23 protein-coding genes and 1 pseudogene are annotated in these 24,237 nt (G+C 72.6%); 19 read left to right on the top strand and 5 right to left on the bottom strand.

The window, feature by feature from the left end; translation table 11 throughout:
- Positions 1–16: 16 nt before the first annotated feature.
- Positions 17–532: an NUDIX hydrolase gene (locus IE290_RS05705; RefSeq protein WP_373300394.1), complete on the bottom strand. Its 516-nt coding sequence runs from the start codon at positions 530–532 to the stop codon at positions 17–19.
- Positions 533–622: 90 nt separating this feature from the next.
- Here IE290_RS05705 and dop point away from each other — a divergent pair, with 90 nt between their 5' ends.
- The 4 genes from dop (at position 623) to prcA (ending at position 4,173) form a co-directional block, all read left to right on the top strand.
- Entirely contained in the window at positions 623–2,125 is a 1,503-nt protein-coding gene (gene dop, locus IE290_RS05700) for a depupylase/deamidase Dop (protein ID WP_191243393.1), read from the top strand.
- A 70-nt stretch (positions 2,126–2,195) separates the two neighbouring features.
- Positions 2,196–2,390, top strand: a complete 195-nt coding sequence (locus IE290_RS05695; protein ID WP_017982463.1) for a ubiquitin-like protein Pup — start codon at positions 2,196–2,198, stop codon at positions 2,388–2,390.
- A gap of 121 nt (positions 2,391–2,511) precedes the next feature.
- On the top strand, positions 2,512–3,366 hold the full coding sequence (gene prcB / locus IE290_RS05690; protein WP_191243392.1) for a proteasome subunit beta: 855 nt from the start codon (positions 2,512–2,514) through the stop codon (positions 3,364–3,366).
- Between the two features lie 54 nt (positions 3,367–3,420).
- Positions 3,421–4,173: a proteasome subunit alpha gene (prcA, locus tag IE290_RS05685; RefSeq protein WP_191243391.1), complete on the top strand. Its 753-nt coding sequence runs from the start codon at positions 3,421–3,423 to the stop codon at positions 4,171–4,173.
- A gap of 391 nt (positions 4,174–4,564) precedes the next feature.
- Here prcA and IE290_RS05680 read toward each other — a convergent pair whose 3' ends face one another.
- Positions 4,565–5,359: a pentapeptide repeat-containing protein gene (locus IE290_RS05680; protein ID WP_191243390.1), complete on the bottom strand. Its 795-nt coding sequence runs from the start codon at positions 5,357–5,359 to the stop codon at positions 4,565–4,567.
- Between the two features lie 181 nt (positions 5,360–5,540).
- Between IE290_RS05680 and pafA the strand changes: the two genes are divergently transcribed.
- Both pafA and IE290_RS05670 read left to right on the top strand, forming a co-directional pair.
- The gene (gene pafA, locus IE290_RS05675; RefSeq protein WP_094002928.1) at positions 5,541–6,899 is read left to right on the top strand and encodes a Pup--protein ligase; all 1,359 of its coding nucleotides are present in this window, start codon (positions 5,541–5,543) and stop codon (positions 6,897–6,899) included.
- Positions 6,896–7,666 (top strand): DUF1684 domain-containing protein, encoded by a 771-nt coding sequence (locus IE290_RS05670; protein WP_191243389.1) that lies wholly within the window; start codon positions 6,896–6,898, stop codon positions 7,664–7,666. Before pafA ends, IE290_RS05670 begins: the two co-directional genes overlap by 4 nt.
- Here IE290_RS05670 and IE290_RS05665 read toward each other — a convergent pair.
- Positions 7,663–9,837 (bottom strand): MMPL family transporter, encoded by a 2,175-nt coding sequence (locus tag IE290_RS05665; protein WP_191243388.1) that lies wholly within the window; start codon positions 9,835–9,837, stop codon positions 7,663–7,665. The two genes, IE290_RS05670 and IE290_RS05665, sit on opposite strands and share 4 nt — an antisense overlap.
- 81 nt (positions 9,838–9,918) lie before the next feature.
- Between IE290_RS05665 and IE290_RS05660 the strand changes: the two genes are divergently transcribed.
- From IE290_RS05660 to IE290_RS05610, 11 genes are all read left to right on the top strand, one after another.
- On the top strand, positions 9,919–10,599 hold the full coding sequence (locus tag IE290_RS05660) for a TetR/AcrR family transcriptional regulator (protein ID WP_191243387.1): 681 nt from the start codon (positions 9,919–9,921) through the stop codon (positions 10,597–10,599).
- A 184-nt stretch (positions 10,600–10,783) separates the two neighbouring features.
- The gene (locus IE290_RS05655; RefSeq protein WP_191243386.1) at positions 10,784–11,800 is read left to right on the top strand and encodes a helix-turn-helix transcriptional regulator; all 1,017 of its coding nucleotides are present in this window, start codon (positions 10,784–10,786) and stop codon (positions 11,798–11,800) included.
- A complete protein-coding gene (locus tag IE290_RS05650; RefSeq protein ID WP_191243385.1) occupies positions 11,797–12,777 on the top strand; it encodes a helix-turn-helix transcriptional regulator in 981 nt (326 codons plus the stop codon). Before IE290_RS05655 ends, IE290_RS05650 begins: the two co-directional genes overlap by 4 nt.
- A gap of 9 nt (positions 12,778–12,786) precedes the next feature.
- Entirely contained in the window at positions 12,787–13,032 is a 246-nt protein-coding gene (locus IE290_RS05645; protein WP_191243384.1) for a bacteriophage holin, read from the top strand.
- Positions 13,032–13,352, top strand: coding sequence for a Sec-independent protein translocase subunit TatA (gene tatA / locus IE290_RS05640; protein WP_191243383.1), 321 nt, complete (start codon positions 13,032–13,034; stop codon positions 13,350–13,352). Before IE290_RS05645 ends, tatA begins: the two co-directional genes overlap by 1 nt.
- 19 nt (positions 13,353–13,371) lie before the next feature.
- Positions 13,372–14,316, top strand: coding sequence for a twin-arginine translocase subunit TatC (tatC, locus tag IE290_RS05635; protein WP_191243382.1), 945 nt, complete (start codon positions 13,372–13,374; stop codon positions 14,314–14,316).
- A 15-nt stretch (positions 14,317–14,331) separates the two neighbouring features.
- The gene (locus IE290_RS05630; RefSeq protein WP_191243381.1) at positions 14,332–15,189 is read left to right on the top strand and encodes a diacylglycerol/lipid kinase family protein; all 858 of its coding nucleotides are present in this window, start codon (positions 14,332–14,334) and stop codon (positions 15,187–15,189) included.
- A gap of 46 nt (positions 15,190–15,235) precedes the next feature.
- Positions 15,236–17,986 carry a DEAD/DEAH box helicase gene (locus IE290_RS05625; RefSeq protein ID WP_191243380.1) on the top strand — a complete coding sequence of 917 codons (2,751 nt, stop codon included), beginning with the start codon at positions 15,236–15,238 and terminating at the stop codon, positions 17,984–17,986.
- A gap of 65 nt (positions 17,987–18,051) precedes the next feature.
- Positions 18,052–18,639 (top strand): DUF4333 domain-containing protein, encoded by a 588-nt coding sequence (locus IE290_RS05620; RefSeq protein ID WP_191243379.1) that lies wholly within the window; start codon positions 18,052–18,054, stop codon positions 18,637–18,639.
- A gap of 40 nt (positions 18,640–18,679) precedes the next feature.
- On the top strand, positions 18,680–19,879 hold the full coding sequence (locus IE290_RS05615) for a GNAT family N-acetyltransferase (protein ID WP_191243378.1): 1,200 nt from the start codon (positions 18,680–18,682) through the stop codon (positions 19,877–19,879).
- 8 nt (positions 19,880–19,887) lie between these two features.
- Complete coding sequence (locus IE290_RS05610; RefSeq protein ID WP_191243377.1) at positions 19,888–21,114, top strand: GNAT family N-acetyltransferase; 1,227 nt, start codon at positions 19,888–19,890, stop codon at positions 21,112–21,114.
- 3 nt (positions 21,115–21,117) lie between these two features.
- Here IE290_RS05610 and IE290_RS05605 read toward each other — a convergent pair whose 3' ends face one another.
- A complete protein-coding gene (locus IE290_RS05605) occupies positions 21,118–21,873 on the bottom strand; it encodes a TetR/AcrR family transcriptional regulator C-terminal domain-containing protein (RefSeq protein ID WP_191243376.1) in 756 nt (251 codons plus the stop codon).
- Between the two features lie 82 nt (positions 21,874–21,955).
- Between IE290_RS05605 and IE290_RS05600 the strand changes: the two genes are divergently transcribed.
- Positions 21,956–22,906 (top strand): ATP-binding cassette domain-containing protein, encoded by a 951-nt coding sequence (locus tag IE290_RS05600; RefSeq protein WP_191243375.1) that lies wholly within the window; start codon positions 21,956–21,958, stop codon positions 22,904–22,906.
- Complete coding sequence (locus tag IE290_RS05595; protein ID WP_191243374.1) at positions 22,903–23,688, top strand: ABC transporter permease; 786 nt, start codon at positions 22,903–22,905, stop codon at positions 23,686–23,688. Before IE290_RS05600 ends, IE290_RS05595 begins: the two co-directional genes overlap by 4 nt.
- Here IE290_RS05595 and IE290_RS05590 read toward each other — a convergent pair.
- Positions 23,685–24,224, bottom strand: a pseudogene (locus IE290_RS05590) (DUF899 family protein). The gene IE290_RS05595 and the pseudogene IE290_RS05590 sit on opposite strands and share 4 nt — an antisense overlap.
- Positions 24,225–24,237: the final 13 nt, after the last annotated feature.

The raw sequence follows: 24,237 nt of genomic DNA, 5'->3' as shown, positions 1-24,237 counted from the left end.
TCCGTCCCGGAAAGCGCTACCCCCGGCGGCGGAACCACTCGCGGATCGCGTGCCTGCCGTCGGGCACGAAAGGGCTTTCCGGGTCCTGCGCCCAGGCCCGCAGCTCGTCCAGGGACATCCAGGCACCCGAGACGATTTCCTCCGGCTGGTGCACGACCGGGCCGTCCCAGCGCACCTCGTAGGCGAAGTAGTGGCAGCGCAGCGGTGGCTGCTCGAACGTGAACGTGAACAGCGGCCGCAGGGGCGCGCCGCGCACGCCCAGTTCCTCGGCCAGCTCCCGTTCCGCGCCCTCGGCGGGTGTCTCGTCCGCGGCGACCACGCCGCCCGCCCAGCAGTCGTGCAGGTCCGGGAACACGTCCTTGTCCGGTGATCGCCGGTGCACGTAGACCCGGGTGCCGTCGCCGGAGCGGACCAGGACCAGCGTCGCGGCGTGCCAGAGGCCGTGTTTTCGCATGTCGGCGCGCCGCACCCGGCCCACGACCGCGCCCGCGGCGTCGTAGTGGGCGACCATCTCCTCCGCGCTGTTCACCATCGGAAACCAGCATCGCAGATCCGGGTGCTTTACCTGGTCGCAACCGGTGGCCCGCTCACCGTCGCCGCCCGCGACCCGTAGGCTTGGGACATGCGGCGGATCATGGGAACCGAAGTCGAGTACGGCATCGCCGTGCCGGGCGACGCGACGGCCAATCCGGTACTGACATCGACGCAGGTCGTGCTGGCCTACGCGGCGGCCGCGGACATCCCGCGGGCGCGGCGCGCGCGGTGGGACTACGAGGTCGAGTCGCCGCTGCGCGACGCCCGGGGCTTCGACCTGGCGGGCCCGGGCGGTCCAGGGCACGACCCGGACGTGGAGGACCTCGGCGCGGCCAACGTCATCCTGACCAACGGCGCCCGGCTCTACGTCGACCACGCGCACCCGGAGTACTCGGCACCCGAGGTGACCAACCCGCGGGACGGGGTCATCTGGGACAAGGCGGGGGAGCGGGTGATGGAGGAGGCCGCGATGCGGGCGGCCACCGTGCCCGGGCAGCCGCAGTTGCAGCTGTACAAGAACAACGTGGACGGCAAGGGCGCCAGCTACGGCACCCACGAGAACTACCTGATGGCCCGGTCGACGCCGTTCACCTCGGTGATCTCGGGGCTGACGCCGTTCTTCGTGTCGCGGCAGGTGGTCACCGGCTCGGGCCGGGTGGGCATCGGCCCGCAGGGCGAGGAGGCGGGTTTCCAGCTGTCGCAGCGCTCGGACTACATCGAGGTCGAGGTCGGCCTGGAGACGACGCTGAAGCGGGGGATCATCAACACCCGCGACGAGCCGCACGCCGACGCGGACAAGTACCGGCGGCTGCACGTCATCATCGGCGACGCGAACATGGCCGAGTACTCGACCTACCTGAAGCTGGGCACCACGGCGCTGGTGCTGGACATGATCGAGGCCGGTCAGCGGTTCGACGACCTGAAGCTGGACGAGCCGGTGCGCGCGGTGCACCAGATCAGCCACGATCCGACGCTGAAGACGAAGGTGTCGCTGGCCAACGGCCGCAAGTACACCGGGCTCGACCTGCAGTTCGCCTACCACGAGCTGGCCGCGGCGCACCTGGAGCGCACCGGTGGCGACCAGGTGTCCAAGGAGGTGCTGCGGGTCTGGGGCGAGATCCTGGACGCGCTGGCCAGGGACCCGGCGGAGTGCGCGGACCGGCTGGACTGGCCGGCGAAGCTGCGGCTGCTGGAGGGCTACCGGCAGCGGGACAACCTGGGGTGGGCGGCGCCGCGGCTGCACCTGGTGGACCTGCAGTACTCCGACGTGCGGCTGCAGAAGGGCCTGTACAACCGCCTGGTGGCGCGGGGCTCGATGAAGCGGCTGGTCACCGAGGAGGAGGTGCAGGCGGCGATCACGAGCCCGCCGGAGGACACGCGGGCCTACTTCCGCGGGCGGGCGCTGGAGAAGTACGCGACGTCGATCGCGGCCGCGTCGTGGGACTCGGTGATTTTCGATGTGGGCAAGGAGTCGCTGGTCCGGATCCCGACGCTGGAGCCGCTGCGGGGCACGAAGGCGCACGTCGGACGGCTGTTGGACGAGTCGGAGACGGCGGAGGAACTGGTCGAGGCGCTGACGGGTTCGGACTGACCGCAGCGGGAAAACCACCGATTGTCGTGGTCTCTGGGTAGGCTAGGGACAGGACTCACCGGGAGGCGAGATGGCTCAGGAGAAGATCGAGAAGCACGGTGGCGGCGGCTCCGACGACGAGGTCGAGGGTGGTGCCCCGGCCGGCCAGGAACGCCGCGAGAAGCTGGGTGAGGACGTCGACACGATCCTGGACGAGATCGACGACGTGCTCGAGGAGAACGCCGAGGACTTCGTGCGCGCCTACGTGCAAAAGGGCGGCGAGTAACCGCTCACCCGCGGCCATTAGGGTGGTCGCACTGAGTAGCTTGTAGTGCCGGTTGTCGCGCTTCCGCGGGCTCGGGGTCCGCGGGAGCGTCACACTTCGTCGATGGGAACCACGAGCACGTATGGAACACACCTCGGGCCCCACGGGCTCCGCGCTGCCCGCTGCCTTCTTCTCGAGCACGACGTCGTCGTTCGCCGAGTTCCTCCGCATGCAGGCGCCTGACCTGCTGCCGGGTCGCCGGCAGCTGCCGAACGCCGGTCCGGTGGACGCGCCGCACGGCACCACGATCGTGGCCGTGACGTTCGCCGGTGGCGTGCTGGTCGCCGGTGACCGCCGGGCGACCTCGGGCAACCTGATCGCGTCGCGGGACATGGAGAAGGTGCACGTCACCGACGCCTATTCCGCGGTGGGCATCGCGGGCAGCGCCGGGATCGCGCTGGAACTGGTGCGGCTGTACGCGGTCGAGCTGGCGCACTACGAGAAGATCGAGGGCGTTCCGCTGTCGCTGGACGGCAAGACGAACAAGCTCGCCACCATGGTCAAGGGCAACCTGGACGTGGCGATGGCGGGGCTGGCGGCGCTGCCGCTGTTCGTCGGCTACGACATCGAGGCCGACGACCCGAAGCGCGCCGGGCGGATCGTGTCCTACGACGTGACCGGTGGCCGGTACGAGGAGCGCGCGGGCTACCACGCGATCGGGTCGGGGTCGCTGTTCGCGAAGTCGGCGCTGAAGAAGCTGTACGACCCGGACGCCGACGAGGAGACCGCGGTGCGCACGGCGGTGGAGTCGCTGTACGACGCGGCCGACGACGACAGCGCGACCGGCGGGCCGGACCTGGTGCGCCGGATCTTCCCGACGCTGGTGACGATCACCGCCGAGCGCGGCGCGGTGCGGCTGCCGGACGAGCAGGCCGCCGCGGTGGCGGAGGCGGTCGTCGCGGGGCGGGCCGAGCAGGCCACCCGCGGCCGCACGTGACGCCGTGCCCGTAGCTGAACTTCCCCTTCCTTCGAGCATCCTTGGAGCCTGACCGTGACGCTGCCGCTGTACGCCTCTCCTGAGCAGTTGATGCGCGAGCGCTCGGAGCTCGCGCGCAAGGGCATCGCGCGCGGCCGGAGTGTGGTCGTGCTGAAGTACCGCAGCGGTGTGTTGTTCGTGGCCGAGAACCCGTCGACGACGCTGCACAAGATCTCCGAGATCTACGACCGGATCGGGTTCGCCGCGGTCGGCCGGTACAGCGAGTACGAGAACCTGCGGGTGGCCGGGATCCGGCACGCGGATCTGAAGGGCTACCAGTACGACCGCCGGGACGTGACGGCGCGGGCGCTGGCCAACGCCTATGCGGCGACGCTGGGCAGCATCTTCACCGAGCAGCTCAAGCCGTACGAGGTGGAGCTGTGCGTGGCCGAGGTGGGGTCGGCGCCGGAGGAGGACCAGCTGTTCCGGCTGACCTACGACGGCTCGATCTTCGACGAGCCGCGGTACGTGGTGACCGGTGGTCAGACGGAGCCGGTGGCGAACAAGCTGAAGGAGATCTACGAGGACGGCCTGGAGCTGCGGGACGCGCTGAAGGTGGCGCTGGACGCGCTGCGGGCGGTCAGCAACAACGGAGACAGTGCGCCGCTGAAGCTGGAGGTCGCGGTGCTGGACCGGGAGCGGCCGGGCCGCAAGTTCCGGCGGATCCAGGGCGCGGCGCTGGACGCGCTGCTGCCGGAGCAGCCGGCCGAGTCCCCCGAGGCGACGCCGGAGGCCCCGGAGGACGGCGAGACCCCGCCGGCGAGCTGAGTTTCTGGTGCGGGGCCCTCGGACTTCGGTCCGGGGGCCCTTTCGCATGCCCGGGGCGCGGCGGCCTCGCCGATCGGCAGGGCGCGAGGTTGGGGTGGCGATTTGCGCGGCCGGTCTGGGCAGGGCCCGCAGCGCCTGGTCGGGTGCCTGATCGGCTCCGCGCTGTGGCGCCCGCGGGTACCGCGAGTCCTCGCCGATCGGGCAGGGCGCGTGGGCGGAGTGCCGATTTCGCGTGGCTGGTCTGGGCGCGGCCCGGAGCCGCCTGCTCGGCACCTCACCGGCTCCGCGCGGCGGCGCCCGCGGGCACCGGGAGCCCTCGCCCAGTGGGCCGTGGTCCGGCTGGCCGGGAGAGTCGTCCCCGCGCGGCGTTCAGCTGGGCACGGTGCCGTGGTCAGGTCCAGTGCGACGGTCGCGTGAGCCCATCCGGCAGGCGCGTCGTCGTGTCTCCGCGGGCGGCGTTGACCTGGGCCTGCGTGAGGAACAGGCTGCCGGTCAGGTCCGCGCCCGCCAGATCCGCCCCGCGGAAGTCCGCTCCGATGAGATCGGCCTGGCGCAGGTCGGCGCGGCGCAGGTCGGCGCCGATGAGGTACGCGCCGCGCAGGTTGGCGGCCCTCAGGTCGGCTCCGCGCAGCTTCGCGCCCATCAGGTCGGCTCCGCGGCGGTTCTTGCCCCGTTTGCCGCGGACCAGTTCGCTCGCCCGCAGCAGCAGGCCGCTCACCTTCTCCCGGTGGCCGGCCACGTCGAGCCGCACCAGCTCGCCGGGGCCGCCGGCGGCCATCCGCTCAGTCTCCGCCAGCGCCGCCCGCAGCTCGTCGTGCGCCGGGCGCGCGGCGGGCAGCCCGAGCGCCTCGGTGAGGTAGAACAGCAGCTCGTGCAGCTGCCGCATCACCGGGAACGCGGCGAACATCGGCTGCCGGGTCTCGGGCGCGGTGCGCCAGTCGCGGCCGCCGAAGGTTTCCTGGGAGACGCGCTGCCCGGCGCCGAAGCAGTCGAAGGCGGTGCAGCCGGTGAAGCCCTTCTCCCGCAGCTGGGAGTGGATGCCGCAGCGGAAGTCGTCGAGCAGGTTGTGGCACGGTGTGCCGGCGTCCTTGTCCATCGCGAAGTCCGCGGAGGCGGCGAAGGGCAGGGCCACGCAGCACAGGCCGAAGCAGTTGGCGCAGTCGGCTCGCAGCGCGTGGCCGGTCACGGTTTCGGATCACCCCTGTCGCAGTCCGGTTCGACTCTATCGGGTGGCCTCGACCACAAGGTGGGAAACCCCTGGTGACGGCCCTGTCCGCGGTGGTCCGGCACGTGGTGCGACGATCACCCGGCGTGTCGCCGCCCGAACGGCGCACCGCGACAGGGCCAAAAGCGCCTAGCATTGAGAGATGCAGCGGCGGATTTTTGGCATCGAGACCGAGTTCGGCGTCACCTGCACGTTCCACGGGCAGCGCCGGCTCTCGCCCGATGAGGTGGCGCGCTACCTGTTCCGGCGGGTCGTGTCGTGGGGGCGCTCGTCCAACGTCTTCCTGTCCAACGGCTCCCGGCTCTACCTGGACGTGGGCTCGCACCCGGAGTACGCCACGGCCGAGTGCGACGACCTGGTGCAGCTCGTCACGCACGACAAGGCCGGCGAGCGGATCCTCGAGGACCTGCTGGTCGACGCGGAGCGGCGGCTGGCCGACGAGGGCATCGGCGGTGACATCTTCCTGTTCAAGAACAACACCGACTCGGCGGGCAACTCCTACGGCTGTCACGAGAACTACCTGGTGACGCGCGCGGGCGAGTTCTCCCGGATCGCGGACGTGCTGCTGCCGTTCCTGGTGACCCGTCAGCTGATCTGCGGCGCGGGCAAGGTGCTGCAGACGCCGCGGGGCGCGGTGTACTGCCTGTCGCAGCGGGCCGAGCACATCTGGGAGGGCGTCTCCAGCGCCACGACCCGGTCGCGGCCGATCATCAACACCCGCGACGAGCCGCACGCCGACGCCGAGCGGTACCGGCGGCTGCACGTCATCGTGGGCGATTCGAACATGGCCGAGCCGACGACGCTGCTGAAGATCGGCACGGCGAACCTGGTGCTCGAGATGATCGAGCAGGGCGTGCAGTTCCGGGACTTCACGCTGGACAACCCGATCCGGGCGATCCGCGAGATCAGCCACGACCTGACCGGGCGGCGCCCGGTGCGGCTGGCCGGCGGGCGGGAGGCCTCGGCGCTGGACATCCAGCGCGAGTACTACGGCCGGGCGGTGCAGCACGTGCAGGCCAACGACTCGGGCCCGACCGCGCAGCGGGTGGTGGAGCTGTGGGGCCGCGCGCTGGACGCGGTGGAGCAGCAGGACTTCGGCAAGATCGACACCGAGATCGACTGGGCGATCAAGCACCGGCTGGTGGAGCGGTACCGGGCCAAGCACAACCTGGACCTGTCCAGCCCGCGGGTGGCGCAGCTGGACCTGGCCTACCACGACATCCGGCGCGGCCGGGGCCTGTTCGACCTGCTGCAGCGCAAGGGGCTGGTGCGGCGGATCACCGACGACGGGGAGATCGAGCTGGCCAAGGACACGCCGCCGCAGACCACGCGGGCGAAGCTGCGGGGTGATTTCATCGCCGCCGCGCAGGCCGCCGGGCGGGACTTCACGGTCGACTGGGTGCACCTCAAGCTCAACGACCAGGCGCAGCGGACCGTGCTGTGCAAGGACCCGTTCCGCGCGGTGGACGAGCGCGTCGACCGGCTGATCAGCTCGCTATGACGTTCGCGGAGCAGTGGCGGGCCTGGCACGCCGAGCGGGAGCGGGTGCTGGCGGAGCCGCACGGGTGGTTGAGCATCACGGCGCGGCACTGGCTGACGCCGGAGCCGCAGCGGTTCGACGGCATCCCCGGCACCTGGCACGAAGAGGCCGACGCCGCGGTCGTGGTGGTCGAGCCGGACGAGGAGTTCGGCGTGTCCGGCACGACGCGGTTCGAGCTGGTCAACAGCGGGCCGGGCGAGATGGTGAAGGCCGGTGACCGGGTCGTGGAGGTGGCGCGGCGCAGCGGGTACCTGCTGCGGTTGCGGGACCCGGCGGCGCCGGTGCGGGCGGCGTTCCGCGGGGTGCCCGCCTACGAGCCGGATCCGGCGTGGGTGCTGCCCGGCCGGTTCGAGCCGTTCGACGAGCCGCGCGCGGTGACGGTCGGGGCGGTCGTGGAAGGACTGTCGCATGTGTACTCCTCCCCGGGCGTGCTGCGGTTCGCCTACCGGGGCGAGGAGTTCGCGCTGACCGCGTTCAACGGCAAGGGCGGCGCGGCGTTCTCGGTGCTGTTCACCGACGCGACCTCGGGAGTGACGACGTACGCGGCGAACCGGAGTCTGTCGGTCGGCGCGCCGGACGCCGAGGGCCGGGTGGAGCTGGACTTCAACCGGGCGGTGAACCTGCCGTGTGCGTTCATCGACCTCGCCACGTGCCCGCTGCCCCCACCGGAGAACCGGTTGCCGTTCCCGGTGGAGGCGGGCGAGCAGATCCCGTGGGAGCGCCGCTAACGCACCGCGGCGGGTTGCTGCTCGGTTTCGCTGACGCCGACGTGGTCGTGCAGGCGGCGTAGCGGTTTCGGCGCCCACCAGGCGTAGCGGCCGAGCAGGCGCATGCCCGCGGGCAGCAGCACACCGCGCACCAGGGTCGCGTCGATGAGGATCGCCAGGCCGGTGCCGAGTCCGAACATCTGGATGAAGCTCACGCCGCTGGTGCCGAAGGCGAACACGCTGACCGCGAGCAGCAGCGCCGCGGCCGAGACGATCCGCCCGGTGCGGGACAGCCCGTGCACCACCGCCTCGCGCGGGCCGAGGCCGTGGTCGTGGGCCTCCTTGATGCGGCTGACCACGAACACCTCGTAGTCCATGGACAGTCCGAACGCGATGCAGAACAGCAGCATCAGCATGCTGGTGTCCAGCGGCAGCGGCGTGAAGCCGAGGAACCCGGAGGCGAGGCCGTCCTGGAAGACCAGCACCATCACGCCCATCGTGGCGGACAGGCTGAGCAGGTTGAACAGCAGCGCCCGCAGCGGTTGCAGCACGCTGCCGGTGAACAGGAACAGCAGGATGAACGTGGTGACGGCGATCAGGCCGGCCGCGAGGGGGAGCCGGCTGCCGATGGCGTCCTTGCTGTCCACCAGCGCGGCCGCGTCCCCACCGACCACGACGTCCAGTCCGGCCGGCGCCGGCAGCGCCCGCACCTGCGCGACGACGGCTTCGGCCTCGGCCGACCGCGAGTCGGCGGTGGTCACGACCGACAGTTTCTGCGCGCCGGGCGCCGCGAGCGCCGGGTTGGCCGGCCGGTCGGCGCGGCCGTGGGTGAAACCGCCCGCGCTGGAGGACACCTGCGCGACGCCCTCCAGCTGTGAGAGGCGGCTGGCGTAGCCGGCGATCGTGGGCTGGTCGGGTGAGCCGAGGGCGATGACCTCGATGGCCCGGCTGTCGTTGGCCGGGAAGTCGGCGCGCAGCTCGTCGCCGACGACGCGGCTGGGCGCGGTGTCCGGCAGCACTCGCTCGTCGGGGGTGCCGAACTGGACGCCGAGCAGGGGAGTGGCGGCCGCGACCAGCACCACGAGCACCGGCACCGCGGCGAGCGCGGGCCGCTTCGACGCGAACGCCGCGACCCGTCCCCAGAACGCCGAGACGGTGCTGGGTGTGCGGCCACGCGCCCAGGGCAGGCGGCCGGCGTTGACCCGCGGCCCGAGGACGGTCAGCAGTGCCGGCAGCACGACCACGGCGGCGAGCATGGCGATCACGATGACGCCGATGCCGGCGTAGGCGAAGGACCGCAGGAAGTACTGGGGGAACAGCAGCAGCGCGGCGAGGGCGACGGCGACGGTGGCGGCGCTGAAGCTGATCGTGCGGCCCGCGCTGGCCACGGTGCGGATCACCGCGGTGCGGGTGTCCGCCCCACCGGACAGTTCCTCCCGGAAGCGGCTGACCATGAGCAGCGCGTAGTCGATGCCCAGGCCGAGGCCGAGCGCGGTGGTCAGGTTGATCGCGAACACCGACACGTCGGTCAGCGATCCGAACACCGACAGCTCGGCGAACGTGCCCAGCACCGCGATCCCGCCGACCACCAGCGGCAGCAGGGCGGCCACGGCGCTGCCGAAGACGAGGAAGAGCAGGACGAGGATGATCGGGACGGCGATCATCTCGGCGACCAGGAGGTCGCGGCTGACCTGGCCGTTGATGTCGAGCCCGACGACCGCGCCGCCGCCCGCGGTGACCGTGATCGGGCCGTCCGCGCCCTGATAGCGGTCCACCAGGGCCTCGACCGCGTCGCTGGAGGTGTCGGCGGGCTGGGTGACGATCAGCGCGGACCGGCCGTCGTCGGCGCGCAGGGGTGGGGCGCCGGTGGCCCAGTAGGAGGTGACCGATTCCAGGGCGGGGTCGGCGGTGAGGCGTTCGGTCAGGGCGGTCGCGGCGGCGCGGGTGGCCGGGTCGTCGACCGTGCCGTCGCGGGCCTCGACGAGGAACAGGAGGTTGTCCTCGCCGCCGAAGTGCTGTTCGGCGAGGGCGTGGGCGCGGCTGGAGTCCGAGCCCGGGTCGTCGAACCCCTGGGACTCGAGCTTGCCGAAGGCCGTCATGCCGAGGACGGCCGCGCCCGCGAGGAGCACGCCGGCGACGACGAGGACGAGCCGTGCGTGGTCGGCGGCGAACCGCCCGAGCCGAGCGAACATGGGACCACCTCGAATGTTGACGGCTGTAAACTTGTCGCCTGTCAACTTGCCACCGATGTGTACGGGTGTCAACATCGAGCTGTGAACTCCTCAGCGCCCGTGCGAACCGGCTACCACCACGGCGATCTCCGCAACGCCCTGATCCGCTCCGCCGCGGAACTCGCCCAGGCCGGTGGCCCGGCGTCGGTGACGATCCGGGCGGCCGCACGGGCGGTCGGGGTCACGCCGACCGCCGCCTACCGGCACTTCGCCGGGCACGAGGAGCTGCTGGAGGCGGTCAAGGAGCGGGCGACGGAGCTGCTGACCGCGTCGATGAACGCGGCGCTGGACCGGCTGGACCGGATCGAGGACCCGGCGGAACGGGGCCTGAGCCGGCTGGCCGCGATCGGGCAGGGGTACTTCGCGTTCGCCCTGGCCGAGCCGGGGCTGTTCCGGACCGCGTTCGCCGGCGGCCTGTCGCCGATGCCGTCGTTGTCCGAGGTCGAGGCGTCCAACCCGTTCGGCCGGCTGGTCGAGGCGATCGACGACCTGGCCGCGGCGGGCTACCTGCCGGCGGAGCGCCGCCCGATGGCCGAGTTCGCGGCGTGGGCGTCGGTGCACGGACTGGCGATGCTCCACCTGGACGGCCCGCTGTCGTCCGCCCCGCGCGAGGCCCGGGAGCTGGCGCTGGAGCGGACGATCGAAATCATCGCGGAGGGCCTGGGCGGGGTCGCGCTGGCGCCCCGGATGCGCGAGGTGCTACGCCACGTCGCCCGCGGCTGACACCGCGTGCCGGAACTTGTTCGCGCGATCGGTCCCGCAACTCCCTCCGCGCTGAACCGTCAGAGCGGTCCGGCGGGCTGAAAACCGCGGCTCGCGGGGGTGTGGGTGGGTATCTCGTGGACTTCCGGGGCGCGCCGGGGCGGACCTCGGCGACTCGATCACCAGTGCGAGCTACTGTGGTCGGGTGTCCACCGCCCGCGCCGAGCGCCTGGTCAACCTGGTGCTCGCTCTGCTGTCGACCCGGCAGTACCTCACCGCTGACCGGATTCGCGGGATCGTGCCCGGATACGCCGACGCCGCGAGCGACGAGGCGTTCTCCCGCATGTTCGAACGGGACAAGACCGAGCTGCGTGAACTGGGGATCCCGCTGGAGACCGGCCGCAACTCGGCCTTCGACCCGGCCGAGGGCTACCGCATCGCCCGCCGCGACTACGAGCTGGGCGAGATCGAGCTGGCCCCGGACGAGGCCGCCGCCGTCGGGCTCGCCGTCCGGCTCTGGGACTCGCCCGAGATGACCGGCCAGGCCCAGGGCGCGCTCGTGAAACTGCGCGCCGCCGGGGTCGACCTCGACCACACCGAGCCGCCGGTCGTGGAGTCCCGCGTGCGCGCCGAACCGGCCTTCACCCCGCTGGTCGCCGCCGTGCAGGCCCGCCAGGTGGTCCAGTTCTCCTACCGCCGTTCGGGCTCGGCGGAGCGGTTGACCCGCACCCTGGAACCCTGGGGCGTGGTGTCCTGGCGCGCCCGCTGGTACGTCGTGGGCCACGACCGCGACCGCGGCGCGCCGCGCTGCTTCCGCCTCTCCCGCATCGTCGGCGACGTCCGCACGGTTGGGCGCCCGGGGGAGGTGCAGCGGCCGGACAACGTCAACCTGCTGGAGCTGATCGCCGGCACCACCGACCCCGACCCCTCGCCCGTCACCACCGCCAAGCTGTGGATCGCCGACCGGCGCGCGGCCGGGGTGCGCCGCCGCGCCCGCCTCACCGGGCGGCTCACCCTCGACGGCATCGAGGGCGACCTCGCCGAGATCGACCTGTACTTCCCGGAAAGCGCCGCCGACTGGATCGCCGGGCACGGGCCCGACGTGCTGGTCCTCGAGCCGGACGTGCTGGCCAAGGCCGTCCGCGGCCGCCTGGAGTCGGTGCTGCACCCGGACCTGCACGGCGACTTCCACCGCGACCTCCACCACGGGGTGCGGCGATGACCGGATCCACGAACCGGATGCCCCGGCTGCTCGCGCTCGTGCCCTACCTGCTCGCGCGCCCCGGCATCCGCATCGAGGACGCCGCCCGAGACTTCGGCGTCACCGCCAAGCAGCTGCGCCGCGACCTGGAGCTGCTGTGGATGTGCGGGCTGCCCGGCTACGGCCCGGGCGACCTGATCGACCTGTCCTTCGAGGGCGACACGGTCACGGTCACCTTCGACGCCGGCATGAACCGGCCGCTGCGCCTGACCGGCGGGGAGGCCACCGCGCTGTTGGTCGCGCTGCGCGCGGTCGCCGAGACCCCCGGCGTGGTCGACACCGACGCGGTGCACCGCGCCATCGCCAAGATCGAGGCCGCCGCCGGGCAGGCCCAGCCCTCCGGCGTCGTGGTCGGGCTCGCCGTGCGGGAGGGCGAGAAGACCGCCGCCACCCGCCGCGTCGTGCAGAACGCCCTGCGCGCCGGGCGGGCGCTGCGCATCCGCTACTACACCGCCTCCCGCGACCAGATCACCGAGCGCACGGTCGACCCGATGCGGCTGCTGATCGTGCAGGCGGTCGGCTACCTGGAGGCCTGGTGCCGCCGCGCCGAGGGGGTGCGGCTGTTCCGGCTGGACCGCATCGACGAGCTCGAGGTCCTCGACGAGCGCGCCGCGCCGCCGCCGACCGCGCAGCCCACCGACATCTCCGACGGCGTGTTCCGCGCCCGGCCCGGCCAGGCCGAGGCGGAGCTGGTGCTCGAACCGGACGCGCGCTGGGTCGCCGAGTACTACCCGTGCGAGGAGCTGGCCGAACTCGACGGCGGCAGGCTGCGGGTGCGGATGCGTTACGGCGACGAGTCCTGGATGGTGCGGCTGGTGCTCGGCCTGGGCGGCGACGCGCGCGTGGAAAACCCGCCCGAGCTGGCGGACGCGGTCCGTAGCCGGGCCGCCGCCGCACTGGAAAGGGCACGTCACCTCCCGGCCACCTTGGGCCAGTAGGGTGACGGCGTGTCGTACCTGCCGAGCGTTGTGCTCGCCGCCGTGGGCCTCCTGGCGCTGATTGTTGTCCTGATCCGGACATCCCGGGTCTTGCGCCGGTTCCGGAAGGCATCGAGCATGGTTACGGCGAGTGTCACCGACCGCACCGGACTGTTGAAGGCCCGGTCGGCCGGCCTGCGCGTCGCGCTCGAACAACGGCGGCGTCCCGCCCTTGAGCAAGTAGAGTTGGTCACAAGCAAGGAAGGAGGCCACTGATGCTGAACGGGTTGCAGCCGTGGCACTTGATCATTCTGGTGCTCGTCGTGGTCTTGCTGTTCGGCGCGAAGCGCCTGCCGGATGCCGCGCGGTCCATCGGCAAGTCCATGAAGATCTTCAAGGCCGAGACCAAGGACCTCCGTGAGGACGGCAAGGCCGAGGAGCCCGAGAAGAAGCAGATCACGGCCTCCGACACCACCGCCACCACCGCGGCCTCGCCGGCCGACGACCAGGTCGCGCAGCTGCAGAGGCAGCTCGACGAGCTGAAGCGGCAGCAGGCGGCGGAGAAGGCCGACCAGGCTCACAAGCACGCCAGCTGAGGCGAGGACGGAGCCTGTCGTGGCGGACTCCGCCCCCAAGAGCCGGAGGGACCGGCGGCGCAAGCGCAGCCGCCGGCTCAACCCCGACGGCACGATGACGCTCATCGAGCACATCTACGAGTTCCGGCGCCGCCTGGGCTGGGCCCTGCTCGCCGTGCTCGCCGGCGGGATCTTCGGCTTCATCTGGTTCAACACCAGGATGGGGCCCGTCCCGTCACTCGGGTCGATCATCAACGACCCGTACTGCGCCATCCCGCCCGAGCGTCGCCTGGGCAGCACCGAGGGCTGCTACCTGCTGCAGACGGTGCCGTTCGAGGCCTTCATGATCCAGCTGAAGGTCGGTCTCGCGGGGGGCGCGGTGCTGACCTCGCCGCTGTGGCTGTACCAGCTGTGGGCGTTCATCGCCCCCGGCCTGTACACCAAGGAGCGCAAGTACGCGCTCACCTTCGTCGGCTTCGCGAGCGTGCTGTTCGCCGGTGGCGCCGTCCTGGCCTACCTGCTCATCCCGCACGCCCTGCAACTGCTGATGGGCTTCGGCAGCGACTTCTTCATCACAGGCCTCACCGGCGACAAGTACATCTCGTTCGTGCTGTCCCTGCTGATCATCTTCGGGGTCAGCTTCGAGCTGCCGCTGCTGCTGGTGATGCTGAACTTCGTGGGCGTGCTCAAGTACGCCCAGCTGAAGAAGTGGCGCCGCGGGATCATCTTCCTGGTGTTCGTCTTCGCCGCGTTCGCCACGCCCGGGTCGGACCCGTTCTCGATGCTGGCGCTGGCCGGTGCGCTCAGTGTGCTCGCCGAGCTGGCGATCCAGATCGCGCGCGTGCACGACCTGCGCAAGTACCGGGGCAGCGAGAGCGAGGAGTGGGCGGGCCTGGCCGACGACGAGGCCGCGCCGTTCGACTACACCCCGAGCAGCATCGACGACGACGTGCCCGGCAAGCCGAAGACCGAGGACGTGACCTAGCCGGTCCGCCTCACCATGGGTATCCGTGCGGCCCTGGCCGTCCACCCCGACACCGGCCGCGGTGCGGCGGCCAGGATCGCCGGCACCGTGGCCGCCCGGCTGCGGGCCGGGGTGGACCGCCTGGACCTGCTCGGCACCGCCTCCCCGGACGACCTGCCGGACGGGCTCGACGCGCTGGTCGTCCTCGGCGGCGACGGCGCCGTGCACCACGCCGTCCAGTACTGCGCCGCCACCGGCACCCCGCTCGGGCTCGTCCCGGCCGGCACCGGCAACGACCTCGCCCGTGGGCTCGGCGTCCCCCTCGACCCGCTCCAGGCGGCCGACGCCGTCGTGGCCGCGCTGCGGGAGCGGCGCCACCGCGCCGTCGACCTCGGCCACGCCGGCGGCACCTGGTTCGCCACTGTCCTGTGCACCGGGTTCGACGCCGCCGTCAACGCCCGCGCCGCGCGCCTGCGCTGGCCGCCCGGACCACACCGCTACGACCTGGCCGTACTTGCCGAAGTCGCCGCGTTCCGGGCCCGCCCGGTCACCCTGACCACCGACACCGGGCGCCTCGACCTCGACGCCACCCTCGTCGCCATCGGCAACACCCCCTTCTACGGCGCCGGCATGCGGATCTGCCCGCGCGCCGACCCCGCCGACGGGTTGTTCGACATCACCGTCGTCGGCCGCGCCACCCGCGCCGACCTGCTGCGGATCCTGCCCGGCCTGCGCCACGGACGGCACCTGCGCCACCCCGCCGTGCGCACCCTGCGCGCCCGCGAGGTGCGCATCGAGGCCACCGGCTGGCCCCTCTGCGCCGACGGCGAGATGCTTCCCGGCGGCGCGGTCACCGCCCGTTGCCACCGCGGCGCGCTCACCATCCTGGGCTGACACCCACCGCATGCGTCCCGGACACCGCATGTGACACCCTGGCAAGGTGGCCCCTCGCCCTTCCGTGTCGCCGGCCGAGGCCTACCAGGCTTCCAAGCGCCGCGCCCAGTACCCCCAGCTGACCCGCTTCGCCGACGAGGCGGACTTCGGCTTCGACGACTTCCAGATCCGCGGCTGCCGCGCCCTGGAGGACGGCCACGGCGTGCTCGTGTGCGCGCCCACCGGCGCCGGCAAGACCGTGGTCGGCGAATTCGCCGTGCACCTCGCGCTCGCCGAGGGCCGCAAATGCTTCTACACGACCCCGATCAAGGCGCTGTCCAACCAGAAGTACGGCGACCTCGTGCAGCGCTACGGCGCCGACACCGTCGGCCTGCTCACCGGCGACACCTCGATCAACGGCAACGCCCAGATCGTCGTGATGACCACCGAGGTCCTGCGCAACATGCTCTACGCGGGCTCCTCGGCCATCAACGACCTCGGCTACGTCGTGATGGACGAGATCCACTACCTCGCCGACCGGTTCCGCGGCGCGGTGTGGGAAGAGGTCATCCTGCACCTGCCCGAGTACGTGCGGGTCGTCGGCCTGTCCGCCACCGTCAGCAACGCCGAGGAGTTCGGCGAATGGCTGGTCACCGTCCGCGGCGACACCACCGTGGTGGTCGACGAGCACCGGCCGGTGCCGCTGTGGCAGCACATGATGGTCGGCAACCGGCTGCTCGACCTGTTCGCCGACGACGGCTCCGCCGGCGAGCTGCGGATGAACCCGGGCCTGCTGCGGCGCGTCGAGGAGGTCGGCCGCCTGCACGCCCCCGCGGCGCTGCGGCGGGGCCGGGGCGGGCGCACCTACTCGCGCGGCCCCCGGTTCCGGCCGCCGTCGCGGGTGGACATGATCACCCGCCTGGACGCCGCCGGTCTGCTCCCGGCGATCGTGTTCATCTTCTCCCGCGCCGGCTGCGACGCCGCCGTGGGCCAGGTGACCCGCGCCGGGCTGCGGCTCAACACCCCGGAAGAGGCCGCCGAGGTGCGCCGCATCGTCGACACCCGCACCAAGGACCTGCCCGAGGGTGACCTCGGCGTGCTCGGCTACTGGGAGTGGCGCGAGGCGCTGGAGAACGGCATCGCCGGGCACCACGCCGGCCTGCTGCCCGCGTTCAAGGAAACCGTCGAGGAACTGTTCGTGCGCGGCCTGGTCAAGGTCGTGTTCGCCACCGAGACCCTGGCGCTGGGCATCAACATGCCCGCCCGCACCGTCGTGCTCGAACGGCTGGTCAAGTACAACGGCGAGGCCCACGTCGACCTCACCCCCGGCGAGTACACCCAGCTCACCGGCCGCGCCGGGCGCCGCGGCATCGACGTCGAGGGCCACGCGGTCGTGGTGTGGCAGCCGGGCGTGGACCCCAAGGCCGTCGCCGGCCTGGCCTCCACCCGCACCTACCCGTTGCGGTCGTCGTTCCGGCCCGGCTACAACATGGCGATCAACCTGGTCGCCCAGCTCGGCCACGAACAGGCCCGTGAGCTGCTGGAGCAGTCCTTCGCCCAGTTCCAGGCCGACCGTTCCGTCGTCGGCCTGTCCCGGCGCATCGAGAAGAACCGCGAGGCGCTCAAGGGCTACGCCGAGGCCGTCAGCGGCGACTTCGACGCGATGCTCGACTACGTGGCGCTGCGCAAGAAGATCTCCGACCGGGAGAAGGCGCTGGCGCGGCAGAACACCGCCGCCCGTCGCGCCGACACCGCGGTCTCGCTGGAGAAGCTGCGCAAGGGCGACGTCATCGCCGTCCCCGCCGGGCGCCGCGCCGGGCTCGCCGTGGTGATCGACCCCGGTCTGGACCCGGTGCGCGAGCCGCGCCCGGTCGTGGTGACCGAGGACCGGTGGTCCGGACCGCTGTCGCTGGCCGACTTCTCCGCACCCGTCGAACCGCTCGGCCGGATCAAGCTGCCCCGGCACGTCGAGCTGCGCTCACCCAAGACCCGCCGGGACATCGCCTCGCACCTGCGCGACTCCGGGATCTCCCTGCCGGGGCGGCAGAAACGGCGGTCCGGGGCCAATGAGGACGGTGAGCTGGCCGCGCTGCGGCGCGCCCTGCGCGCCCACCCGTGCCACGGGCTGGCCGAACGCGAGGCCAACATCCGGTGGGTCGAGCGCTACCACCGGCTCGCCGCGGAGACCGAGCAGCTGGAACGCCGCGTCGCCGCCACCACCCACTCGCTGGCGCGGGCGTTCGACCGGATCCGCGCGCTGCTGGCCGAACGCGGCTACCTCGCCGAGGGCGAGGACCGCGTCACCGAGCACGGCGCCCGCCTGGCCCGCCTCTACAGCGAGTCCGACCTGCTCGCCGCCGAGTGCATCCGCCACGGCGTGTGGGAGGGCCTCACGCCGCCCGAGCTGGCCGCGGTCGTGTCCACGCTGGTGTTCGAGGCCCGCCGCGACTCGCCCGGCGAGCCGCGGCTGCCCGCCGGCGGCGTGCCCAAGGCGTGGCAGGAGACCGCCAAGATCTGGACCGACCTCGCCGAGGACGAGCGCCGCCACCGCCTGGACCGCACCCGCGAACCCGACGCCGGGTTCGCCTGGCCGGTGTACCGGTGGGCGCGCGGCGAGTCGCTGGAAAAGGTGCTCACCGCCGCCGACGCCAACGGGCAGGAACTGTCCGCCGGCGACTTCGTGCGCTGGTCCCGCCAGGTCGTCGACCTGCTCGACCAGATCAAGACGGTGCTCGGGCGGGCCGACCCGGTCGGCGACGCGGCCGCGCAGGCGGTCAAGGCGCTACGGCGCGGGGTCGTGGCCGCGGGCGCCGAGTAGCGCGCCCCACCCAGCGTTGTGGTTGGATCGCGCTGAGCGAGGGACGATCAGCGGAGGCACGCAGCATGAGCACGCCCTACGGCGGCACCGACCCCCAGCAGCAGTGGAGCCAGCAGCCCGGCTACGGCCAGCAGCCCCAATACGGTCAGCCCCAACCCGGTCAGCCCCAACCCGGTCAGCCTCCGTACGGGCAGCAACCCCAGTACGGGCAGGCGCCCGGCTACCCGCAGCCGGGTCAGCCTCAGTACGGGCAGCAGTTCCCGGGCCAGGCGCCGCCGCAGTACACCCAGCAGTACCCGGCGCAGGGCGCCTACGGGAAGCAGCCGCCGACGAAGAAGGGCGGCAAGGGCCTGCTGATCGGGCTCGGCGCGCTGGTCGTGGTGGTGGCCGCGTTCTGCGTCACCGCGTTCCTGGCGCCCGGGTTCCTCAAGACCACCGTGCTCAGCCAGACCGCGGTGCAGGAGGGCGTCAAGCAGGTCCTCACCGGCAACTACCAGCTCACCGACGTCGGCGACGTGCAGTGCCCGGCCGACCAGGAGGTCAAGTCCGGGGCCACGTTCGACTGCGCCGCGACGGTCAACGGCCAGGGTAAGACCGTCACCGTGACCATCAAGGACGACGCCGCCAACTACGAGGTGGCCTACCCCCGGTAATTGGCTGGCGCGCGGCCGCACCGTCGGGAACGATCGCGTCGTGAGTGACTACACCGTGCGCACGTTGCGACCCGACGAGCACCGCGCCGCCGCCGACCTGTTCCGCTCCACCCTCCACGCCGTCCCCACCACCGACGAGACGTGGCCGATCACCGAACGCGCGCTGCAGCCGGGCCGCACCCTGGGCGCGTTCGACACCGAGCTGATCGGCACCGCCCGCTCGTTCGACGCCGAGATCACCCTGCCCGGCGGCGCCCGCGCCGGGGTCGCCGCGGTCACCGGCGTCGGCGTCCGGCCCGACCGGACCCGCCGCGGGATCCTCACCGAGCTCATGCGCGCCCAGCTCACCGACATCGCCGGCCGCGGACTGCCCTTCGCCGCGCTGCGCGCCAGCGAAGGCGTCATCTACAACCGCTTCGGCTACGGCGTCACCACGCGCAGCCGCAGCTACCGGATCGACCGGCGCCGCGCCGTGCTGCGCCCCGATGTCCCCAGCGGCGGGCAGGTCGAGCTGTGGTCGCTGGACACCGCGCTGGAGCGCCTGCCCGAGCTGTACGCGTCCCTGCCGCACACCCGGCCCGGCATGATGACCCGCCCGCCGTACTGGTGGCCCGGCTGGGAACGGCACGCCCGCGAAGCGACCAGCCCGATCGTGACGGCCGTGCACCACGGCACGAACGGCCCGGACGGCTACGCCATCTACACCGTCGAACGCAAGCACTGGAACGACCCCGCCGTGCTGGAGGTCCTCAGCCTGCAGACCGGGACCGACGAGGCGTTCAACGGGCTGTGGCGCTACCTGCTCGGCGTCGACCTCGTCGACACGCTGCGCGCCGATGAGCGCCCGGTGGACGAGCCGGTGGAGCTGCTGTTCACCGACCTCCGCGCCGTGAAGGACACCGGCGGCGGGGACGAGCTGTGGCTGCGACTGGTGGACGTGCCCACCGCGCTCGGCGCGCGCGAGTACTCCGGTGAGCCGGTCGTGCTGGAGGTGGTGGACCCGGTGCTGGAGGACAACTCCGGGCGCTACGAGGTGTCGCCGGAGGGTGTCCGCCGCACCGACGCCACGGCCGACGTGCGGCTCGGGGTGGACGCGCTGGCCATGGTCTACCTCGGCGCGTGGCGGCCGTCGCTGCTGGCCGCGGCCGGGCGCATCCAGCCGGCCGACCCGGGCGCGGTGGAGCGGGCGGACCGGTTGTTCGCCACGCCCGTCCCGGCGTGGTGTGGTACTCACTTCTGACACAGGAGATGGTGACGATCACGGTGCGGGGCTCCTCCGGCGACTACCGGATCCGGCCCCTGGAGCCGGGGGAGGAGCGGGCGGCGTTCGAGGTGCTCGGCCGCGCCCTGCACCGGACCGTGACCGACGAGTACTGGGCCCGCCGGGAGGGGTCCTTCCCGGCCGAACGCCGGTTCGGCGCGTTCGCCAGCGGGGAACCGGTCGGCGTCACGGGCTCGTTCGCCACGCGGCTCGCCGTGCCGGGCGGGAAAGCGCTTCCCGCAGCGGCCGTGGACGGGGTCGCCGTGCGGGCCGACCACACGCGCCGAGGCGTCCTCACCGCGCTGATGGCCGCCCAGCTGGCCGACTGCGCCCGCCGTGGCGACGTGCTGGCGGTCCTGCACGCCAGCGAGGCCACCATCTACGGCCGTTTCGGCTACGGGATCGCCAGCCGCGGCCAGAGCCTGCGCGTCGCCGGGGCGAGCTTCCGCGCCGACGCCCCGTCCGGCGGTGAGGTGCGGCTGCTCGGCACGGCCGAGGCGCAGGAGCTCGTTCCCCGGCTGTACGCGGAGATGGGCCTGTCCCGGGCGGGGATGATCGAGCGGCGCGAGGTGTGGTGGTCCTACGCGCGGGAGCGCCTGATCGGCGAACACCAGGTCGCCGTCCACAGTGGACCGCGCGGGGACGACGGCTTCGTGCTCTACCGCACCGAAGACCTGCGCACCTTCGACCAGCCGAACCTCGGCGCGGCGCTCACCGTCGGCGACTTGCACGCCGCGGACACCGCGGCGGTGGCCGGGTTGTGGCGGTTCCTGCTGCGGGTCGACCTCGTCTCCGAGGTGCGTGCCCCGGGGCGGCCGCTGGACGACCCGCTCGCGGCGATGCTCACCGACCCCCGCGCCTGCGCGGTGACCGGCCTGGACGACGAGAGCTGGCTGCGCCTGGTCGACGTCCCGGCCGCGCTCGCCGCCCGCGAGTGGGGGCCCGGTGAGCCGGTCGTGGTCGAGGTGGCCGATCCGCAGTTGCCCGCCAACTCCGGCCGCTACCGCATCACCCCCGGCGGGGCCGAGGCCACCACCGGCGCCGCGGACCTGCGCACCGGCCCGGAGACGCTGGCGATGCTCTACCTCGGCGACCGCCCGCCCAGCGCGCTCGCCGCCGCCGGACGGCTCGAGGTGCTCAACCCGGCGGCGCTGCCGCACGCCGACACCCTGTTCGCCACCCGGGTCACCCCGTGGTGCGGCACCCCGTTCTGAGGCTCACCGCCGCGAGGTGATGAGCGCCTCGACGCCGTCCAGGATGCGTGCCAGGCCGAACTCGAACGCGTGTGGATCGGTCGGCGCCTGGTAGGCCTCGCCGGCGGCGGAGCCGACCCGGGCGGCCACGGGGAACCGCTCGGGGTCGAAGATCCTCTCCAGCAGTGGCGCGTAGGACTCCCACCACTGCACGTCGTTCTGGCCGCTGCGCCGCGCCGCCTGCTCGGCCTCGATCACCCCGCGCATCGCGCTGTGCACGAACCCCAGCACCAGCGCCAGCACCTGGTCCATCTCGACGTCGGTGAGCCCGGTGCCCTCCAGTGCGCGCAACTCGTAGTCGTACTTGGCGATCACGTTCGGGCCCATCGGCGGACGGCCCGTGGCGACCTGCAGCAGCCACGGGTGCCGCCGGTACACCGCCGCGTTCTCGCGCGCGATCTGCTCCAGCCGGCCCCGCCAGCCGCCGGGCACGTCGTCCGGGCGGGCGGTCTCGGCCACGACCGCGTCGACCATCAGGTCCAGCAGCTCGGCCTTGCCCGGCACGTAGGTGTAGAGCGACATGGTGCCGGCGCCCAGTTCCTCGGCGACCTTGCGCATCGACAGCGCCGCCAGGCCCGCGGCGTCGGCGAGCTTGATCGCGACCCGGGTGACGTCCTCGACGGTGAACCGGGCCTTCGGTCCCCGCGACGACGGCTCCTGCAGACCCCACAGGAGCTCGAGGGTGCGTTTCGGATCGCCGCTCGCGCTGAACTCGGTCATCTCGCGGCCCATTCTGCCGGTAACGAACTCCGTACCGTGTACGATAGTTTGTCCGTACAGCATACGGAGTTGAAGGAGACGGGTGTTGACCACCGAAAACGCCGTCGTGGCGAAGGGGCTGCGCAAACGCTACGGCGACCAGACCGTGCTCGCCGACCTGGACCTGACCGTGCCGGCCGGGACCGTGTTCGGCCTGCTCGGCCCCAATGGCGCAGGCAAGACCACGTGCGTGCGCATCCTGGCCACGCTGCTGCGGCCGGACGCCGGGAAGGTCCTGGTCGCCGGGTTCGACGCCCGCCGGCAGGCCGCGCAGGTCCGCTACCGGATCGGGCTGGTCGGGCAGCACGCCGCGGTGGACGAGGTGCTGTCCGGGCGGCAGAACCTGGAGATGTTCGGCCGGCTCTACCACCTCGGCGGGCGCCGGGCGCGGCAGCGGGCCGACGAGCTGCTGACCCGGATGGGCCTGGCCGAGGCGGGGGAGAAGCCGGTGAAGCAGTACTCCGGCGGCATGCGGCGACGGCTCGACCTCGCCGCCGGGCTGCTGCGCTCGCCCGCGGTGCTGTTCCTCGACGAGCCCACCACGGGCCTGGACCCGCGCGGGCGCAGCGAGGTGTGGGCCGCGGTGCGCGAACTGGTCGCCGACGGCACCACGGTCCTGCTCACCACGCAGTACCTGGACGAGGCCGACCAGCTCGCCGGGCGCATCGCCGTGCTCGACCGCGGCCGGATCGCCGACGAGGGCACCCCGGCGGAGCTGAAGTCCCGGCTGGGCGGTGACCGGGTCGAGGTGGTGCTGCGCGACGCCGCCGACCTGCCCGCCGCGGCCGCGCTGGCGGTCCGGGTCACCGGGAACCAGGCCGACCTGGGCGAGGGCGGTCTGAGCGTGCCGGTGGCCGACCGGGTGCGGGACCTGACCGGGCTGGCCGCCGCCTACGACGAGGCCGGGATCGGCATCGCCGACCTCACCCTGCGCCGCCCCACGCTGGACGAGGTGTTCCTGAAGCTGACCGCACGCGAGGAGGTGCCGGCATGACCACCCTGCGGTGGACGATCGCCGACGGCTGGACCATGACCCGGCGGGAGCTGGCGCACTGGGCGCGCCAGCCCGCGCCGGTGATCGTCGGGCTGCTGTTCCCCGTCCTGACCCTGGTGATGTTCGGCTACCTGTTCGGCGGCGCGATGGCCGCGCCGGGGGACTACCGCGAGTTCCTGGTGCCCGGCATGTTCGCGCTGGCGATGGTGTTCGGCATCGAGTCCACCTACACCGCGATCGCCACCGACGTGGCGCGCGGCTCCACCGACCGGTTCCGCTCGCTGCCGATGGCGGCGTCGGCGCCGGTGGCCGGGCGCGCGGTGGCCGACCTGCTCAGCTCGGTGGCCGGGCTGGTGGTGCTCGCCGGGTTCGGGTGGCTGACCGGGTGGCGCTGGCACGAGGGCCTCGGGGCGGCGCTGGCCGCGTTCGGGCTGCTGGTGCTGCTGCGGTTCGGGATCCTGTGGCTGGGGCTCTACCTCGGGCTGGTCGCGAAGGGCCCGGAGAGCGTGGTCGCGCTGCAGATCCTGGTGTGGCCGCTGGGTTTCCTGTCCAACGTGTTCGTCTCACCCGGCACGATGCCCGGCTGGCTCGGCGCGGTCGCCAACGCCAACCCGCTCTCGGCGACGGCGGCCGCGGTGCGGGAGCTGTTCGGCAACCCGGGGTGGGACAGCGGCGGCTGGTTCGCCGAGCACGCCCTGCTGCTGGCGGTGCTGTGGCCGGTGGCGCTGATCGCGGTGTTCCTGCCGCTGTCGGTGCGCCGCTACCAGCGGCTGAGCCGCTAGGTGGAGAAGTCGGGCCGCGCCGTGCGCACCGCGGCGGCGCGGCCGGTCGGCTCCTCCCACTGCTCGTGTCGCACCAGGGCGGTCAGATCCAGGTCGTAGTAGGAGCCGCCGAGCTGCTCCGCGCCCCGCCCGTAGGTGGAGTAGGTGTGGAACACCCGGTCACCGACCCGCAGGAAGAAACTCGTGCCCGGCGCCTCCAGCGGCGGTTCGCCGTCGAAGTAGTAGCCGGTGCCGGCGCGCTCGTGCTCGTCCTTCGTGCGGTAGTTGTAGGTCGAGGACTCGTCCAGCGTGACGCCGAAGTCGTGGTTGAAATCGTTGCCGTAGGAGGAGTACCAGGGACAGCGCCAGCCCTTCTTCGCCTAGTACCCTCGATCTTCGTCCCACTCCGGGGCGAACATGAACTGCCCGATCGCCAGCTGCGGACGGCCCTCGAACACGTCGAGCAGGCTCGCCGGCCCGTCCGGCCCCTGGAAGGTGGAGGGCTCGGTGATCTCCACCATCGCCAGCTCACGCCGCCGCGTGAGTTCCTTCTCCACCACCGGCAGCTCG

Origin of the sequence: Amycolatopsis deserti, from assembly GCF_014653945.1 — a bacterium.
In the GTDB taxonomy this organism is placed as follows: domain Bacteria; phylum Actinomycetota; class Actinomycetes; order Mycobacteriales; family Pseudonocardiaceae; genus Amycolatopsis_E; species Amycolatopsis_E deserti.
Note: the sequence above shows the minus strand (reverse complement) of the source record. Positions and strands in the feature narration are given on the sequence as shown.